Origin of the sequence: Archangium lipolyticum (assembly GCF_024623785.1) — a bacterium.
Taxonomy (GTDB): Bacteria; Myxococcota; Myxococcia; order Myxococcales; family Myxococcaceae; genus Archangium; species Archangium lipolyticum.
This window is the reverse complement of the sequence record NZ_JANKBZ010000008.1, coordinates 22,417-40,244: the sequence shown is the minus strand read 5'-3', so window position 1 is coordinate 40,244 and position 17,828 is coordinate 22,417. Positions and strand designations below refer to the sequence as shown.

Sequence of the window (17,828 nt, the reverse complement as noted above, 5' to 3'; positions counted from 1 at the left end):
GCTTCCGTCACCTGGCCCGCCACCTCCTCGTACGGGTCACCTCATTGTCGGGAGCTCTTCTTCATGCAGCAGACCGCTCATCTGTGGCTGTTCTTCGTCCTGGTGTTCGGGATCATCGTCCTTCCTGGCCTCGACATGGCGTTCGTCCTCGCCAGTTCCCTGACGGGCGGCCGCAAAGCGGGTCTGTCGGCCGTGGCGGGAATCATCGCCGGTGGCGTCTGTCACGTGGCCGCCGGTGCCACGGGCGTCGCCGTGTTGCTGAAGGTCGTTCCTTCCGCATTCAACGTGTTGCTGTGGATCGGCGCCCTGTATGTGGCGTGGATCGGCATCTCCCTGTTCAGGAGCGGCGCCGCCTTCTCCGCGGCTCCCCTCGGGGAAAAGCACCCGCCCGCGGTCACGTTCCGCCGCGGCGTGCTGACCTGCCTCCTCAATCCGAAGGCCTACCTCTTCATGCTCGCCGTGTTCCCCCAGTTCGTGCGGCCGGAGTATGGGCCCCTCTGGATCCAGGCACTCGTGCTCGGCGCCATCATCGCGTTCAACCAGGCCGCCGTGTATGGCGCCATCGCGCTGGTCGCGGATGGGGCTCGCGGTTGGCTCGAGTCCAATCCCGCAGCCAGTGTCGCCGCCGCTCGGCTCGTCGGCGGTCTTCTGCTGTTCGCCGCTGTTCTGACCGTCCTGGAGGGCTGGCGCAGCGCTTGATGCGCGGGCCCCCCTCTGCTCCAGCCCTCCACCCTCAACACGCCGGGAGATAGGGCATCTGCAGCGTGAAGGTGGCCCCGAGACCCTGACCCTCGCTGTGGACGGCGAGTGAGCCTCCCAGCTCCTGGGCCGCCAGGGCGCTCGAGTGTAGCCCGAACCCGTGTCCCTCCTCACGGGTGGTAAAGCCATACTGGAAGATGCGCGTGAACATCTCCGGCGCGATGCCCTGGCCATTGTCGTGGATCGCGATCCGGACGTGGTTGTCGGGGGTGTGCTCCATCTTGATGATGAGTCGCCGCTCGCTCGCGGGCACGCAGTCCATGGCGTACTTGGCATTGCTGATCAGGTTGACCAGGATCATCAGGGTCTTGTGCTTGTCGGTGAGCAGCGACGGAAGGGATGCCAGGTGCCGCTCCACCTTCACCTGGTGGCGGACGAGCCCGGCCGAGTTGATACGCAAGGCATCCTCCACCAACTCCGCCAGCTGGACCGGCTCATGCACGCGAGGAGTCCGCGCGTAGTTCTGCTGCACCTTGACGATGTCACCGATGTGCTCGGTGTACCGGCCCACATCATCGAGCAGGGTGACGATCTCCTGGCGATCGTCCAACAGGCTCTGTCCCAGCTTGTTGAGGAAGGGCATGAGGTGACGCCCACGCTCGTCCTGGGTGAGGAAGGACTCCAGGTCGGTCTGGCGCCTCTCGAGCATGTTGGCGACGCGGCTCACATGCTCGAGCTTCATCTCGGTCATCCGCTCCCTGGCGACCTGGGCCGAGGTGTAGACGCTGTTCAACACGTTGCCGACGTTGTGCAACACATTGGTGGCGATCTCCGCCATACCGGCGCGGCGAGCCGTCTGCACCAGTTGCTGATGCACCTCCTTGAGCTCCCGGGTGCGCTCCTCGACGCGATGCTCCAGCCCCTCGTTGGCCTGGCGCAGTTCCTCCTCGCGGCGCTGGACCTGATCTGCCATGAGCCGGAAGGAGCGAGCCAGCTGCCCCAGCTCGTCCTCGCGCGTGGTGTCCAGCTCGACCTTGAAGTCCCCGGCCGCCACGCGATCGGTGGCATGGGTGAAGGCGACCAGCGGGTGGGTGATCTGCTGCTGGAGGACCCAGGACACGATGGCCAGCTCGAGGAGCAGCGACACCATGCCGAGCAGCAGGATGATGCGTGCTGCCTGGAAGGCGGGACGGGACACCGCGCTTTCGGACAATACGGTGACGAAATGCCAGCCAGGGCCTCTCAGCCGTGTCACGGCGAGGTATTCACCGTGCTCCGGGTGCTTCATCACGGCCTGGCCGGGTGGGCGCGTCCTCACCTGCTCGACGATGCTCCGCAGGTGGGCCCGCTGTTGCTCGGTGGCCTGGCTGGCGATGCTCTCCTCATTCAATGTGGGATGGACGATGAGCTTGCCGTCCCCCCGGAAGATGATGTTGTAGGAGCCCGGCAGGTGGTCGTTGATGGTGCGAGCCATCAACTGTTCGATCAGGACGTCATGGCTGATCGACGCGACGTGGCGGCCATCCATGTCCAGGGGGGTGGTGACCGTGGACATCGCCTGTTGCGAGACCGGCTCCTTGTAGATGGGAGACCAGGTCGTCTCCCGCTTCGGGTTGTTCTCGGGCAGGCTGCCGGGGAAGAAGTCCTGGATGATGATCGAGGTGGTGGGGTCGCTCTCGAAGATCCAGTTGGGGCGCTCGGGCCAGTACATCACGAGCGCGTCCTCGGGCAGCGTGATGAAGGTGTCCGTGAAGCGCGTATGAAATGCGGGCCCGTACTGGAGGAGCACTTCGTACCCGGCCAGCAGCCGGCGGCGCATGTCCATGTCGACGGGCACGCCCTTGGGGACGTAGACACAGGGCATCCGCGTTCCGTCGAAGTGCTCGGGACGGTTACGGATCGCCCCATCGGGCATCAGCGCGAACAGGCTGTCGAAGCGAGCACTCACATCCTCGTTCTGGTAGGCGCGGAGCTTCTCCTCCAGGGCCTTCTTGAGGATGACATGGTTGTCCTCGGCCAGCAGGAAGATGGCTTGCTCACGCTGGCCGCGCTCCGCCACATGCTGCTCCAACTGCGCGAGGGCCTCGGAGCGCAGGGTTTGGAGCATGTGGAGGTAGCTGAAGAGGGTGCTTATCGCGATGACGATGGCGATGCGCACGCCCATCTTGATGAGCGTGGACCGAGCCAGGGGAGTGCGGGGTCGAGAGGATGTCGGCATGTTGACCTGCCGACCTGGCGTCCCGGCTGCGGACCTGTAGGGCAGTCACTGCCTGCAGGGGTCGGCTGTGCTGCCTCTGACACAAAGTTGGCCACGGGAATTCCGCTCGGAAAAGAACATCGGTCCCCGGGCTGGTGGCGGAGCACTCTGGCATGGTGTCGACCGTCGTCGCTGAGCCCATGGCCATTCGTGGTGCGCTTGGAGGCTCGAAGCCGGAATGGGGCGGCTCGGACCGAGACGTTCCTTGCTCGTGGCGTTTTCAGCTCTACCTTTGGCGCATCAGGACCTGAGGGGGCGGGATGAAGTTCGGTGGCGGGCGGGGGAAGTGGGCGGCTTTTTTCATTCTGGCGGCATGCGGTGGGACGGAGGTACCTCCCACGGGGTTGGAGGCGACGCCGCCCTCTTCACAGGCTGAAACCCCACCGCCACAGCCAGAGAGTCCTCCCGTCATCACTCCGCCGCTCCCCGTGGCTCACTGCATGCCACGGCCGGGACAGCCCGCGCCCCTGTTCACCAACGAGCAGGGGCAACCGCGCTCCTGGGTGCCCGTGGGCCCAGCGCTGGAGGCCAACCCCGAGCGCAATACGCCGCAGACCCGGCTGGGGCTGGCGGTGGATCCATCGGGAGCGCCCATCGTCTCGTGGGGCGAGAACAATGGCTCGGTGTGGGGCTACTTCTTCCGGCGTGCGGAGGGACATGTGTGGTCGCAGGTGGCGGCTTCCGTGTTCCCCCTGCCCGCGACGACCTACAACCCTCCTGCCCGCCCCGCCTTCGCTGTCGATCCACGGGGCCGTCCGGTGATGGCCCTGCTCGAGGCGACCGGGCACTCGACGGGCACGGTGCGGATCCACCGTTGGGAGGGTCGATTCTGGTCGGTTCTGGGGCTCGGACTCCAGGCGGCCAACAATCGGCTGACGGAGGTCAGCAGCGCGGCCCTCGCCTTCAATTGTTCCGGAGAGCCCGTGGTGGCGTGGGGCGAGATCGGCCCGGGCGAGCCCTCCATTGGCATCCACGTGAGCCAGTGGGATGGACAGTCCTGGCAGAGGGTGGGGGAGCGGTTGAGCGCGTACCCGGATGGTGTGCGCGGGGATGGCTCCAATGGAGAGCGTCCCAGCCTCGCCGTGGACTCGCGGGGCTTGCCCGTCGTGGCCTGGGAGGAATCGGCCATGCGGGAGTTCATCAGCCGCATCCACGTCCGGCAGTGGGATGGCGCCCGATGGCTCCCGGTGGGCGGAGGAGTCGCCAGCGAGGACACGCTCTCGAAGGGCGACTCCTATTCGCCCTCGCTCGTGCTCGATGGCGCGGATGTCCCCTACCTCACGTGGACCCAGCACGAGGGGAAGAGCGCCCGGGTGTTGAATCAGGTCCGGCGCCCCTCGGGGGAGCAGTGGGAGGGTATCCTCGAGCCTGGACCCAGGAGCGAGCCGGTGCTCGCGGCGCTCGGGTCGCGCGTCTTCCTGCTCTTCGCGCGGGAGGACCGGCTCGAGATTCACACCTGGGATGGACAGGCATGGCAGCCGGTCGGCGGGCCCCTTCAGGCTCTGCCGGGCGAGACGAAGCTGGGCGAGTGGGCGCTCGCCGTGGACCCGCGGGGGCTGCCCGTGGTGGCCTGGGTCGAGTACTCCCGCAACCCGTTCTCGCCTGGGAAGGTGGGTCCGGTGGAATTGGGCGAGACCCAGGTCCACGTCTGGCGCTTCCAGTGAACCCGGGGACAACATCGTCCCCATCACGCGCTGCCTCTTCGACATGCGGTAGGCAATCACCAGGGAGAGCTGTCAGGTAACAGTTTCGCGAGCTCGTGGTGTTGAAGCAGGACACCTGGGGGCGAAACCATGAACGCACGACAGAAGCTTGGGCTCTCGCGACGAACGGTCATTGTCTGCGGGGTCCTGCTCACCACGGGACTCGCGGCGGCCCACACGGTCTGGCCCGAGGCGCCTTCCGGCAATCCCCTGGTGCAATACGCGCTCGAGCCGTCGGCGAGGTTCGCCTTCACCGGTCGCGTCGAGGAGCGCCTGCCGGCCGGCTCCTATCTCTATCTCCGCGTACGGGACCCGGCCGGTGCGCGGCACTGGGTCGCCACGCTGACCTCCACCGCCTCGGCGGCGGAGGAGGTCCAGGTGCGGATCTTCGCGCGCTCCGAGGACTTCCACTCCAAGCGCCTGGGCCGCGACTTCTCCTCACTCCTGTTCGGCACCGTCCGGTCCGCGGTGCCCGCCACTCGCTGACTTCCCGCAGTCTCCTTCCACTCCAAGGAGTCACATCATGAAGCGCAGCCTCGCAGCAGCTCTGCTCTCCTTCTCCGTCGCCGCGTGTGGCGGCTCGGTGCCCCCGCCGCGGCCGGCACCTTCCGAGCTCCCCAGTGACGACGGCTGCACGCGCGACACGCTGGAGCCCGACTTCCAATCCAGTCCCCTCCAGGGCCCAGCGGTCGACGCCCAGGGCAAGCTCGTGCCCGGTACCTACATCATGAGCAGCACCTACCTGCGCATGAGGAACACACAGGAAGCCCAAGAGGAGTTCCAGCAGCTCATGGGCCCCATCAACCAGACCCTCGAGGAGCAACCGGGACTCGTGGCGATCCAGTTCGGTAGCTCCACGCGCTGCAACACGAAACGCACGTTCACCATCTGGAAGGACGAAGAATCGATGTACCAGTTCGTCGGCAGCCCCGCGCACACGCAGGCCATCGCTCGCGTGAGCCTGGTGAGCCGCGGCGGCACCAGCGTGACGAGCTGGCAGGACGACGAGCGAGGGGCGACCTGGGAGAAGGCGCTCCAGCAGCTCGCCTCGGAGACGCGTCCTACCTACTGATCAGGCCCGTCGAACACCGGGCTGGTAGCATGCCTTCCATCATGTCCGCTCCCCACGCTCCCTGGCGAAACGACCCCGGCCTCGTCGGACACTTCCACCCTGAGTACCCGGATGACCTGCAGGTCATCGTGCATGACGGAGAGCCTCGACGGACGCAGCGAGCGCCGGAGTCCTGCTGGGTCCGCGTCACGGGCATGGAGCCGGCCATCCTCCGTCCGGTCATCTACGAGCCGGAGGAGAACCCGCTCTCGCGCGAGGTCTTCGACGCACGCTATCGCGCCCCCTCGCCGGTCTTCGTGGGAGCGCTGATCAACCAGCCCCATCACCTGAAGAACGTGAAGCAGGGAGACGAGATCCGCTTCCTGGTGGTGCCGGGACTCCCGCTCCCGCTGCACGTCACCCGCGAATACCTGCGCGAGCGTCCCCAGTGGGACATCCTGCCGTGCAACCAGTGCGGCGGCAGCGAGTGCTTCGACCCACCGTCGGTGCTGTACCGAACCCGCTTCCCCGGCACTCCTCCAGATGCGGTGCCCGAGATGTTCACCGCCTTCTGCTCGGCCTGTGGGGGAACGATGGCGCTGTCCAACCGGGAGGCCGGGGCCGGACGGGACGAGGAAGCCAGCCTGGCGGACGAGCCCTCGGCTCCGGCCCCGGCGAAGAAGCCATGGTGGAAGGTGTGGTGACGGGCGATCCGAGAATGAAAGAGCCGGCGACCCGAAACCCAATGTGGTCATGAATCGATGTCGGCGCGACGGTCGTGGCCAACGAGGACGAAGTGGCGCTCAAGCCCCTTGTCATCTCCCCCATTCCGTCCGGAGGCTCGCGCCTGGCCTGGATGGGTAATGACGGCAAGGTGCACATCACCCAGCTCGATGCGAGCGATCTCCCGGTGGAGACGTCCTTCGGCTTGCCGGCGAGTGATTTCGCCGACCTGTACGCCGACAACACTGGGGGCACGCTGTTGTTGACACGGAATGCGAAGGGTGGGGGCACGCTCAACTGCGGCGCACCGACCAACCTCTGCGGGAGCCCCCCCAATCCGCCCGTGCCCTGTTACGACATGTACATGGTGCGCTTCGACGGCAGCACCGAGACGTGGGCCACCGTCCTGACGAGCTCCAGCGAGACCCTGCCGCCCTATTCCACCGGACCCATGGGCCCCAGCGTCTACATGATCTGGTGGTACGCCCACCACGGGCGCATCGCGTTCGACGGCACGCGCTACGCGGGCTACTTCGGCGCCGCGATCAGCGTCTCGCAGAACGGCTGCATCAACATCCACCAGGGCGACCGGATGAAGGTCGTCGGCACCGACGGAAAGCTCCAGGCTGGCGGCTTCGATTGGGGTTGCAGCCACAGCGGTTATGAGCGGCTCATCTGGGATCCGACGGCCCGCAAGTTCGTCTCCATCTGCAAAACCGACAACAACAACCGGATCGCGTTCGCCCCCACCTACAAGACCATCCAGCCCGTCGACCTCTCCTACTCGAACCTGGGCAACCTGGTGACGGCCACGGGCGGGGGGTACTGGCTCACGACGAGCAACATCCGCCCGGGGCAGACCCCCAACGCCAACGGGCTCGCGGACGTGCACCTCCTGCACTTCGTGGACGGTGCCGCCGACAAGGATATCGTCCTGGCGAGCGATGCGGGCCTCAACAACCGGGCGCCCTACCTGGCCGCCTATGGCCAGAACCAGCTCCTGGCTGCCTGGGAGACCTCGACGCGGACGGGAGAACTGCTCCGGAGCGACACCAGCCGCAAGCTCTACGTCCAGGCGCTGGATCGCGCGACCGGTGCCGCGAACGGCCCGGCGCTGCAGGTGGATGTGAAGGGCAACCGCTATCAGGACTTCGTGGCCTTCCCGGATGGCAGCGTGGCCTTCGCCGCACCGGGCAGCAGCGCGACCAGGATCAAGATCCTCCGCGTCCTTCCCTGCGCGGGATGATGCGCGAGCCGAAGAGGTGAGGTGAGGACCCAGCCCAGCCCCGGAGGGACCTGGGGGAGGGCGTGATGCGGGTGAGCCTCCGATTGTTGGCCGCCTCGTAGACCTGGTCCTGCCAGGGTTCGCCTCGTACAAGCGGCCCTCTGTGATGGCGCTCACTCGCTGGGAGTTGGCGCCGTCACAGCCCCCCGGCGGCCACCAGGGCAGAGTGCTTCGTGTCAGGGCACGAACCCCACACGCGACGCCCTGGCAGCGAGGCCGCCATGTCCCGCATCATGAGCACCGAGGTCATCCTGCCGTCCTCCCTGTCCGCCGAGGCGCGGCACCAGCTCACCGACAGCCTCTACGCCGTCCACGCGCGGCTCTTCGAGTCGGAGGAGGAGCGCGAGGCGTGGGCCCCCTGCGACAGGCCCGAGGCGCTCTACTTCCTCGAGACCGCTACGGCCCATGCCGAAGGGCACGGGCTGTTGACGGTGGCGCCCATCACCCTGGAGACGGTGCTGAGCATGGCACGCTCCCTGCTGAAGCGGAGGCTGCGCCAGTCCATGGCGAGGCTGGCGGCCCGGGTGCTGGGCACTCGGCTGGGGGCGCGTCTGGGCCGCTCACTGGTGGCCCACACGTTGCGCCACGTGCCGCTCTTCGCCCAGCTCGACGAGGCCACCCTGCACGGCCTGGCCGGGCGCGCGGAGCTCCTCGTGCTGCCCGCGGGCAGGGAGGTCTTCCAGGCGGGAAGTGCCAGTGACGAGCTGTACCTGCTGGAGAGCGGCGTGGTCCATGTGCTGGCCCAGGGAGGCAAGCTCATGGACGAGCTGGGCAGCGGCGCCGTATTCGGGGAGCTGGCCCTGCTCACCCGCGAGCGCCGCTCGGCGACGGTGCGCACGGCGACGGCCTCGACGTTCATCCGCATTGCCCGCTCGGCGCTCCTGCCGCTGCTCGAGGAGAATGAGCGCCTGCGCGAGCGGATGTGGAAGACGCTCGCCGAGCGGCGCTTCGACGATGTGGTGCGGGGGCTGGAGGGCTACGGACACCTGGAGCGTGCGCGCCGGCTGTCCCTGCTGCGCTCCGGAGAGCACCGCGAGCTGAGGCCGCAGGAGTGGCAGACGGTCGAGGCGGGTACCCACCTGTTCGTGCTGTCGGGCGCGGTGGACTTCGAGCACGCGGGGCTGGTGGTGACCCAGCGGGACTCCACGCTCCTGGAGGTCGGCCGGCCGCTGCGGGTGAGGGCCCGGGAAGCCACGCGGCTCGTGCTCCTGCATCCGCGGGCGGAGGTCGCCAGAAAGCCAATGGAGTGGACCCGCCGGGATTCGAACCCGGGTCTCTCGGGTGCAAACCGAGAATTCTCCCGCTGAACTACGAGCCCAAGAACATGACAGGCCGCCAAGGAGTTGAACCCTGCACGCTCGGATTTGGATTCCAAGCTGCTCCCGGAGCGCGGCCTATAGACAGTGATGCTGTGTAAACCGGGAGCAGGTCTCGAACCTGCATCTGCGGGGTCAGAGCCCGCCATCCTGCCAATTGGACGATCCCGGTATTGAAAGCCTGAAAACACGAGAGGCCAGGTTCCCCTTCGGGAGCCCGGCCTCTGGTCGACAGCACCTCAGGAGGGAGGCGTCGACGGTCAGAAACCGGGTGGACTACCGAGATACCGCCAGAACCGGGCAGAGAAAACCGGAGCGGCGACCGCGTGGGGGCGCGGGAGCGAAGCGAAACAACCGGCGAAGCTCTCAGTGTGCTGGGGGTTCATCGCGCGCTGCACCGTCACCGTTGCCATGGTCACCGCTCCTTTCAGTGAGAAAAGACGCAGCCGGAAATGCTTCCTGACAAGCTTGTACGAGCCCACCTGAAGAGGGCCGATGCTCATCCAGTCGTCATATCGAGAGGCGCGGCGCTGGCATGCTTCCGCTTCCGGCGGGCCAGCGTGCTCAGGAGGATGAAGCCTCCCAGATAGAGGTAGAGAGGGAAGAGTTCGAGGGCGAAGAACGAGAAGCCGGGCTTGAGGAGGATCATCCCAATCAGCGCGGCGGAGCCTCCCAACCCATTATGGGTGGAAGCCACGTAGGGAATGATCCACATCGTCTCCTTCTTCTTCCAGGCCCCCCGCTGGAGCTGCCAGGCATAACGCAACCCCATGAATGCCGTGGTGGCCACGGCGAGGAGGACGACGCCTGGGACACCCGCCAGGTAGAGCGGAATCAGCGAGAGGTACGCCACGACCATTCCAACACCGTGGAGCCTCACGGCGCGCTCGATTCCGATGCGCACCACCAGGGTCTTCTTCCAGGTCGTCGCGTCGCTCTCCCAATCCGCCATGTTCATGACCATCATCCGGATGTACTCGATGATGCCGAGCGGGATGAGGACCAGCAGCAGTGTGTGCGGTTGCAGTCCGCCGCTCTGGAGGCAATAGCCGAGCAGCGGAACGAGGGTGTTGAGGACCAGGGTGACGGTGAACTCGCCCAGGCCCAGGGCCTCCAGCTTGAGCGGCGGTGCACTGTACTGCCAGGAGAAGAAGATGGCGCCCAGGCACAGGAGGCGGGCGCTGAGGGTCGGCATGAGCAGTGCGAGCACGATGGACACCCCGGCCAGCACATACGCGATGTGCAGGGAGAGTCTCGGCTCCATGAGCCCTTTCACGAGGATCCGGCTGCCGCCTGTCCATGGCGAGGGAGAGGTGTTGGCCCGGTCAGGCTCCAGGTCGTAGTACTCATTGCAGTAGTGCGTCATCAGGTGGGTGATCCACGTGAAGAGCACACCGTGAGTGAAGCGGGAGGCATCGATGGAGCCACCCGACACGGTGGGGATGATGGCGCCCACCGTGTAGAGAATGGGGCTGTACAGCAGGAACTTGACTCGGCCGAGCGCCAGGAGGTGCTTGAAGGGGGAATGCGTGTTCATGGTGCGCCCGATGATGCCACATCGCGTCATGAACCCGGAGTGAAGTCGCGTTTTCCATGAATTGAGAAATGAAACTCACATTCTCAATGTCAGCCGTCTCCACCGACGGGGCAGGAGGGCTACGGGCACCTGGGGCGCCGAGAAGGGCGGCGATATGCCGGGCTCGCCAGTGCGTTCTAGCTGCATCCCGTCCCATCCACGTCAGGAGAGATGCATGCACGCCCCGCCCCCGCTGTCGGAGGGACCACGAGTCCCGGCTCTGCTCCCGGTGGTCTTTCTCGGTCTATTGCTGCTGGGGGTGACTGGCTGTGCCTCCGAGCGCCAGCACCTGCTCGAGCGCAGCGCCACCTACGTCGCCTACCGGCTCCCCGCCGAGCAGGTCCTGGATGTGGCCCGCGAGATCCTCAAGGAGCGGGGGTATGTCATCATCGAGAGCACGGACCCCCTCTATGTGCGTACCGCCTGGCGGGTGAAGTTCGACGATAGCCTCGATATCGGGGCGCTCCGGGAGCGGCAGTTCATCATGGGGAAGCAACTCGACGATGGTCGCTTCGTGCTGAACGCGTACCGTTTCTCCTACACCACCATCGGCCGGACCGAGCCTCACCCGATCACCCCCGAGAAGGATGAATCAACGGGCAGCTACAAGAGGATGGCCAAGGGCGACCCTCTCTCTCATGCCTCTCCGGTGCTCGTCCGGGACCTGGAACTGGAATGGCAGATCCTCTCGCGGGTATCCCCCTCCGTTGCCCGCGAGCTGGAATCCCAGGTGGACGAGTACCTCGCCTCGTCAGGCCGCGCTCGGATTTCGCGGTAGAGCCGCTGGAACACGGCCTTTCGATTCCCTGGGCTACTCCCACGTCTGGCGCTTCTTCCTGCTCTTGCTCACCCGCGTGACCACGAGCTTGCCGTTGTTCGGGGTGGCTTCATAAGACGCGGACTGCCGCTCCGCGAAGCCCGCGGCATGGTGGCCATACATGCAGTGTTGCTCGATGAGGAGCTTGCCCTCGGCGGGCTTGAACTCGTAGCCGCAGCCGGTGGCGAGGTCTGTCTTGCTGAACCGCTCGAGCGGCGTCTCCTCCCCCAGGTCGAGCGCGCCCTTCGGCGGAGTCCACGCATCCAGGACCTTGCCAGACGCGTCTTCCAGTGCGACCCGGGCATGCTCGAGGTCCAACCCGATGAACGGCGCCCTGAACTTGTAGGCCCGGATCGTCAACCCCGAAGCCGTCACGAGCTGCGCTTCGGGAGCGGCCTCCGCGGGACAGCTCATGGGCCCGTCGGCCACCTTCACTTCGCGCGCATAGATGCCGGCGTCCACGGTCTTCATCAACGGAAGGAGCGCGTCCTTGTCATGCGCGGAGCAGATGCCGAGCAGGGCGATGAAGAGGCCCGGCTTGAGCCCGGGGTAGTCGTCACTCCGCACCACCTTGGGGAAGCCGCTGGAGAAACCAAACATGCGCTCGAGACCCACGCTGGCTTTCTTCTGGTCGAGCCATTGCTGGGCGTCTTCCTGGGTCGCACCGCCGCCGCCGATGAGCACCCAGGCCGGGGTCTCGGCGGAGGCCGTCAGGGGCGGCAGGAGCATCAGCAGGCCGCAGAGAAGTCGAGCGTGGGTGTGATTCATGGTGCCTCCCGGGAGTCAGAGGGGCCGCAAACTACCATCGCCGACCGCCCGCTGTCTCAGGTCCCTCGCGACAGCTCCGCGAGCAATGACAGACATTCGGTGGCCCGGGCAGCGGGCACGAAGAGGTGGTCATGATAGTAGGCGGACACGGGGTTGACGCTGATGCCGTGGGCGGCCAGACGGCCAGTGATGGCGGCGAGGAAGCCCACCGCCTCCAGGCTCGAGTGCACCGAGAGAGTCACCATCCGGAAGACGGCCGAGCACGCGAGCCCGGCGGCCTCGGCCCGCTCGCGGCGGAGGATGAGTGTCAGCCCCTCGTCCTCGTGGAAGAGCCCCACGGGCTCGAGCGCCGCCAGGTCGGGCGGGGGCCCGGCGGTGGTGCAGAAGACGAACTCGCCCTCGCGCAGCACCGGCTTCATCGACCTCAGCAGCGTCTCCAACCGAGTCTCTCCGGACATGCGCCCATACTCCCATGAAAAGTGCATGGACGTTCACGCAGTCCGGGGTGCTGCCACTCCGGCCGCCGCCGCGAGGGGGCTCCGCGTTACATGCTCCCGGCGAGCGTCTCCAGGTCGCTCAGGAGCTCCCGCCGCTCCTCGGCGGAGATGTACCGGCCCCGGACCACCACGGAATGAATGCGCGTGGTGTTGCGGATGTCCTCCAGCGGGTTGGCATCGAGCACCAGGAGATCGGCGACCTTTCCCTGTTCCACCGTCCCCAGTGAGTCCTGCATGCCGAGATACCGCGCGGGCTCGAGGGTGGCGGCCTGAATCGCCTGCAGCGGCGTGAGCCCGGCCTGGACCAGGAGCTCCAACTCGTCGTGAAGGCTGAAGCCCGGAAACACCCAGGGGGTAGTGCTGTCGGTTCCCGCCATCACCCGCACACCGGCGCGGTGCATCTCGCCCACCAGGGCGAGCCTGCGATTGAACAGGTCGCGGCGCTGCGCGCTCTCTTCTTCGCCGCGGCCCCGCAGGTAGATTTCCGCCAACTGCCACCTCCAGCCGGCCACCACCGAAGCCGGCAGGTACTTCAGCCGTGCGTCGTCCATGTCGAGGTCCATCCGGTCGAGGACGTCGTGCAGGATCAGCGTCGGAACCTGGGCGGACCCGTTCTTCGCGAGCTGACCGAAGAGCTGCATGCCCTTGGCGGAGGAGTAGGTGCGAGCCGCCTCCCACTCCACCGCGTGGGTCTGCTGGAACCAGGTGTTGTAGCCGGTGATGGTATCGGGCCTGAGCGTGATCTGCCCGACCTGCTCGCGAAGTTCTTCCTCCTTGGAGGACGTCGCGTACATCACTCCGTACAGGTGCTCGAAGCTCGCCTGGCCCGCCTCGCTGGCCTCGGCGTTGGTGACCAGATCCGGGCAGTGTCCGGCGAAGGGCATCTGTTGCAGCCGGGCCTCGTCGGCGATTCCGAAGTAGGCCTCGCGCGACAACCGGGAGTAGACCTTGATGAAGTCATAGCCCTGGGCCCTGGCCTGGCGAACCGCCTCCCGGCCCTCGGCCTCGTTGCCGACCGAGACATGGGCGACCGGCGAGTTCTGCCAGAGCGACGGAGTGCCGTCGATGATGGTGCTGCCGAGGATCATCCGGGGCCCGAGCATGCGCCCCTCCTCGATTCTGCGTCGCCACTCCAGCAGGAAGGGCGAGCCATCCATGTCCCGGACGGTGGTGACTCCATTCACCACGTGGAGCAGGGGGAAGACCTGCTCCATCTCCTGGGTGTGGACGTGCATGTCGGCCAATCCCGGCATCAGATACCTGCCCTGGAGATCCACGGTCTTCAGCCCGTCGGGTAGCTCGATATCGTCGGATTTGCGCAGCGCCACGATTTGCTTGCCCTTGATGAGCACCGTCATGTCGGACTGCGGAGGGGTTCCGGCGGCGTCGATGACCGTGACATGGGTCAAGGCGTAGTCCGCGTCGACCACGGTCGGATCATCTTCGCAACCGAGGCCCCAGGCGGCGAGCGCCAGGGCGAGGAAGAGGTGACGTACAGGATACCGAGACATGGATGAATCACTCCCTGGAGGGTCCCTTGCAGCTATTGCGGCCAATGGAACACCTCAGGTCGCGGGAAGTGTCACCCGGCTCTTCGTGGCCAGTGCACTCATCCGCCCATCCTGATTCAGGTACCAGATTCGATTCCTGGGAAAATCCCCCTTTCGAGGGAGGGCATACATACATCATTCGTGCCCTGGTTTTCTCTTGCGTGGACAAGCTCTCTTCTGAATAAGCACAAGGCTCCTACCGAGGAATTCGGTGAATGAAGGAAGGTGTCGATGAAAATACTGAATCGGATTCGTTGTGTCCTGATGATCGCGAGCGCGCTTTTGTGCGTTGGCAACAGCGCCCATGCCGCCGTTGGAGCGACCACGCCCTTCGTGAGCTATGAGGCCGAGGCTGGAAGGGTGGGGGGCGGTGCTTCTGTCTCATCCCTGACGTCCCCGCCGACGTCGCAGTACTCGAGTCCAGAGTTGGAGGCCTCGGGCCATGCCTATGTCCGGCTCACGGGGAACGGACACTACGTCCAGTGGGTGAACAATACGGGCAGGAACATCACCGCGATCAACGTCCGCGCGTGCATTCCGGATGCACCGAACGGTGGCGGAATCACCGCGACGCTGAATCTTTACGTCAATGGGGTGTTCCGGCAGGCCCTCACCCTGAGCTCGAAACAAACCTGGCTCTATGAAGGCAACAACAACTATCAAGGCAACAATCAGAACCCCGCGGACGGCGCTCCACGCGTCTTCTTCGACGACATGCACACCTTCATCACGGGTGCGCCCGTCCCTCCAGGAGCCACGATCAGCCTCCAGAAGGATCCAGCGAATACGGCATCGTTCTACTACATCGACGTCGTCGATCTGGAAGAGCCTCCCCCGCCGCTCACCCAGCCGGCCAACTCCCTCTCCATTACCAGCTGCGGAGCCGTGGCCAACGACAGCAGCGTGGATAATTCAAGCGCCATCCAGAATTGCATCAACGCCGCCCAATCCCAGGGGAAGAGCGTGTGGATTCCCGTGGGCACCTTCTATGTCAGGACAACGGGAGGGATCAACGCGACGGGAATCACCATCCAGGGCGCGGGGATGTGGTACAGCACGATCTACCGCAACATGCCGCTTCCCAACGCGAACCCGTTGGGCGCCATCTTCAATCTCACGTCCTGCACGGTGCGAAACTTCGCCCTCGATTCGAACGCCCCCAGCAGGGCCGTCGTTGATGGCTGCGGCGGTGGCATGGATACAACGGGCGCCAACTGGCTGGCGGACGGTATCTGGACTCAACATACGATGTCCGGGTTCTGGGCCTCGGGTACCGGCGGAACCATCCAGAATTGCCGCCTCACGAGCATCTGGGCCGATGGGTTCAACCTCAACAACGTCAGCCTCACGGGAACCGTCGGCAACAACCTGACCGGTAGGAACAACTTCGTCCGAGGCACGGGCGATGACGCGATCGCCATCAACTCGGTGGACTACAACGGGAATCAGCACTACACGCCGATGTCCAACGCCACCCTGCTCAACAACACCTCGATCGCTCCATGGGGAGGGAAGGGGATTGGCATCTACGGTGGCAGCGGTCACCTGGTGAAGGACAACTACATCAGTGATACGGCGAGGTATGTCGGCCTGGGCGTGATGAAGTTTGGCGTGAACGGGTCGGATCTGCTCTCCGGGACGGTGACGGGGAACACCGTCGTACGCAGCGGCGGCAATGGCTTCGTCCAACAGCAGCCCGCCCTCCACATCGGCAACGGCGGCGATGGTCAGAACGTGGGCACGGTCGCGAACGTCACTGTCAGTGGGAATACCGTGATCGACTCCCTGTATAACGGGGTTGGCTTCTCGACGAGCTCCAACATCCTCTTCGAGAACAATACGATCGTTTCTCCGGGACTGGACGGGGTTGTCATTTCACCACCGTTCTATCCAGCTCCCACCGGGTCCGCGACGATTCGTGGCAATACCGTGAGTGGCTTGAAGTCCGGAAGATATCCGTTCATCAATTACTCGAACGGTTTCGTGGCCACCGTCACCGGAAACAGCTGGCCAGATGGTGGCTCCCGCAAGCTGATCCCCGGTACGAATGTTTCCCTCCAGGCCGTGGGCAACGGGCAGTACGTCTGCGCCGAGGATTCTGGGAACAGCCCGCTCGTCGCCAACCGCACAGCGGCCGGTCCGTGGGAGACCTTCACCGTGGTCGATGCTGGCAACGGGAACATCGCCCTCCTCGCCCAGGTCAACGGGCAGTACGTCTGCGCCGAGGATTCTGGGAACAGCCCGCTCATCGCCAACCGCACAGCGGTCGGTCCGTGGGAGACCTTCACCGAGGTCGACGCTGGCAACGGGAACATCGCCCTACGCGCCCAGAACAACGGGCTGTATGTCTCCGCCAGTAACTCCGGGAGCGGCTCGCTCATCGCCAACCAGGCCTCGGTCGGCCCGTGGGAGACCTTCGCCGTCCAGATTCGCTGAGCCGCAGAGGGCTCTCTTCGAGCTCGAGGCCCGGCCGCACGAGAAGATGCGGCGGGCCTCGACAGGAGTGGCGCTCACGGTTCCTGCACGTTGTTCCAGGCCGCATCCCCCTCGACCCACCGTGTGACCCAATCATTGAGCGCCACACCGGTGGTGCTGGTGTGGGTCTCGAGTCCGCCCAGGAAGGTGTGTTGCGTCCCCCGCTTCAGGAAGTACCGCGCGTTGGCGCGCCCGTCGTAGGACGACGAGAGCAGCTGGAGCGTCAGCGCTGAGTAGGTATCGGCGGGATACGCGAAGAAGGTGCGGAGCACGGCGTCCCGGTCCCAGGCGAGCAGCCCGAACCGCGAGGCCGGATACGTGTCCGCCAGGTACGCGGGGAGCCGCGTGAAGTCCGTCGTGCACTGGGTGCAGGCGGCCGGGATGGTCACGCCCCAGTTGGTGAACCAGGTGCTCTGGAGCGTCCCGGCGGGAGTCACCAGCTGCCCCGAGTCCGCGAGGACGTGGACCTCGGCCCTGGGGAAGCTGGCCGCGACGCGCTCGTAATTGAGCTGTGCGCCGAATCCGCCCGCGCTGCTTCCCGCGAGGAACACGCGCCGCGCGTTCGGGAAGGTCGCCGCCAGGCGCGGGAGCCAGGCTTCCACGTTGGCGGCGCCCTTGTGGTGCACCTGGTTGGACCCGTAGGTCTGCACGGCGTTGCCCGCGTGGACGTCGCCCGTGCAATACGGAACGAAGACGAAGGACATGCTCCGGAAGGGGTTCGTCGCCTTGCCCCGGTTGAACATGGGGGCATTCCTGGTGTTGTCGGCCTGGAACTGGGCGGCCTGGTACCCCGTGCTCAGGTTGCTCGCACTGGGTTGGATGAAGCACGTCTGCTCATTCCAGCAGGCGCCACCCCCCTGCATGTAGAGGTAGAGATCCTGGCTCGCGTTGGTGGGATTGATGCCAATCCCGGTCTGCGCGCCGTTGCCACACGCCGTGCCGGCGACGTCGACCCAGGTCCAGACCTCCGGGGCCGCGCTGATGGGCACGCCCGCGTCGGCGCAGCCGGGGTCGGCCGCGGAGTCGCAGGGCGGCTCGTCATCACCGCACGCGGTGAAACAGAGCGGAACCGAGGCGAGGAGCAGGAGCAGAGGGAGTTTGCGCATGGTGA

General features: G+C 65.8%; 14 protein-coding genes, 2 tRNA genes and 1 pseudogene. 9 read left to right on the top strand and 8 right to left on the bottom strand.

The genetic code is table 11. From position 1 onward, the window contains the following. Positions 1–63 precede the first annotated feature (63 nt). Entirely contained in the window at positions 64–699 is a 636-nt protein-coding gene (locus NR810_RS18775; RefSeq protein ID WP_257454200.1) for a LysE family translocator, read from the top strand. A 34-nt stretch (positions 700–733) separates the two neighbouring features. Here the strand turns inward: NR810_RS18775 and NR810_RS18770 are convergent, their stop codons facing one another. Further along, positions 734–2,917, bottom strand: coding sequence for a sensor histidine kinase (locus NR810_RS18770; RefSeq protein ID WP_257454198.1), 2,184 nt, complete (start codon positions 2,915–2,917; stop codon positions 734–736). Positions 2,918–3,396: 479 nt separating this feature from the next. Between NR810_RS18770 and NR810_RS18765 the strand changes: the two genes are divergently transcribed. From NR810_RS18765 to NR810_RS52150, 6 genes and pseudogenes are all read left to right on the top strand, one after another. Next, on the top strand, positions 3,397–4,620 hold the full coding sequence (locus tag NR810_RS18765; protein WP_257454197.1) for a hypothetical protein: 1,224 nt from the start codon (positions 3,397–3,399) through the stop codon (positions 4,618–4,620). Positions 4,621–4,749: 129 nt separating this feature from the next. Next, positions 4,750–5,145: a hypothetical protein gene (locus NR810_RS18760; protein WP_257454195.1), complete on the top strand. Its 396-nt coding sequence runs from the start codon at positions 4,750–4,752 to the stop codon at positions 5,143–5,145. Positions 5,146–5,182: 37 nt separating this feature from the next. Beyond that, a complete protein-coding gene (locus tag NR810_RS18755) occupies positions 5,183–5,731 on the top strand; it encodes an antibiotic biosynthesis monooxygenase (protein WP_257454193.1) in 549 nt (182 codons plus the stop codon). Between the two features lie 41 nt (positions 5,732–5,772). Then, a complete protein-coding gene (locus tag NR810_RS18750; protein ID WP_257454192.1) occupies positions 5,773–6,414 on the top strand; it encodes a hypothetical protein in 642 nt (213 codons plus the stop codon). A 74-nt stretch (positions 6,415–6,488) separates the two neighbouring features. Next, entirely contained in the window at positions 6,489–7,679 is a 1,191-nt protein-coding gene (locus tag NR810_RS18745) for a hypothetical protein (protein ID WP_257454190.1), read from the top strand. 260 nt (positions 7,680–7,939) lie between these two features. Then, positions 7,940–8,560: pseudogene (locus NR810_RS52150) on the top strand (cyclic nucleotide-binding domain-containing protein); the annotation flags it as partial. 405 nt (positions 8,561–8,965) lie between these two features. Here the strand turns inward: NR810_RS52150 and NR810_RS18735 are convergent. From NR810_RS18735 to NR810_RS18725, 3 genes are all read right to left on the bottom strand, one after another. Continuing rightward, positions 8,966–9,036, bottom strand: a tRNA-Ala gene (locus NR810_RS18735). Between the two features lie 98 nt (positions 9,037–9,134). Continuing rightward, a tRNA-Gln gene (locus NR810_RS18730) sits at positions 9,135–9,206 on the bottom strand. A gap of 327 nt (positions 9,207–9,533) precedes the next feature. Continuing rightward, entirely contained in the window at positions 9,534–10,571 is a 1,038-nt protein-coding gene (locus NR810_RS18725) for a prenyltransferase (protein WP_257454189.1), read from the bottom strand. Between the two features lie 214 nt (positions 10,572–10,785). On the opposite strand from NR810_RS18725, the gene NR810_RS18720 reads away from it, so the two are divergent. Further along, positions 10,786–11,388, top strand: coding sequence for a hypothetical protein (locus NR810_RS18720; protein ID WP_257454187.1), 603 nt, complete (start codon positions 10,786–10,788; stop codon positions 11,386–11,388). A 33-nt stretch (positions 11,389–11,421) separates the two neighbouring features. Here NR810_RS18720 and NR810_RS18715 read toward each other — a convergent pair whose 3' ends face one another. From NR810_RS18715 to NR810_RS18705, 3 genes are all read right to left on the bottom strand, one after another. After that, complete coding sequence (locus NR810_RS18715) at positions 11,422–12,195, bottom strand: hypothetical protein (RefSeq protein WP_257454185.1); 774 nt, start codon at positions 12,193–12,195, stop codon at positions 11,422–11,424. 56 nt (positions 12,196–12,251) lie between these two features. After that, entirely contained in the window at positions 12,252–12,653 is a 402-nt protein-coding gene (locus NR810_RS18710; RefSeq protein WP_257454183.1) for an ACT domain-containing protein, read from the bottom strand. 86 nt (positions 12,654–12,739) lie between these two features. Beyond that, positions 12,740–14,203, bottom strand: coding sequence for an amidohydrolase family protein (locus tag NR810_RS18705; RefSeq protein WP_257454181.1), 1,464 nt, complete (start codon positions 14,201–14,203; stop codon positions 12,740–12,742). 270 nt (positions 14,204–14,473) lie between these two features. Between NR810_RS18705 and NR810_RS18700 the strand changes: the two genes are divergently transcribed. Then, positions 14,474–16,678: a right-handed parallel beta-helix repeat-containing protein gene (locus NR810_RS18700; protein ID WP_257454179.1), complete on the top strand. Its 2,205-nt coding sequence runs from the start codon at positions 14,474–14,476 to the stop codon at positions 16,676–16,678. Positions 16,679–16,752: 74 nt separating this feature from the next. Here NR810_RS18700 and NR810_RS18695 read toward each other — a convergent pair whose 3' ends face one another. Then, complete coding sequence (locus NR810_RS18695; RefSeq protein WP_257454178.1) at positions 16,753–17,823, bottom strand: pectinacetylesterase family protein; 1,071 nt, start codon at positions 17,821–17,823, stop codon at positions 16,753–16,755. Positions 17,824–17,828 lie beyond the last annotated feature (5 nt).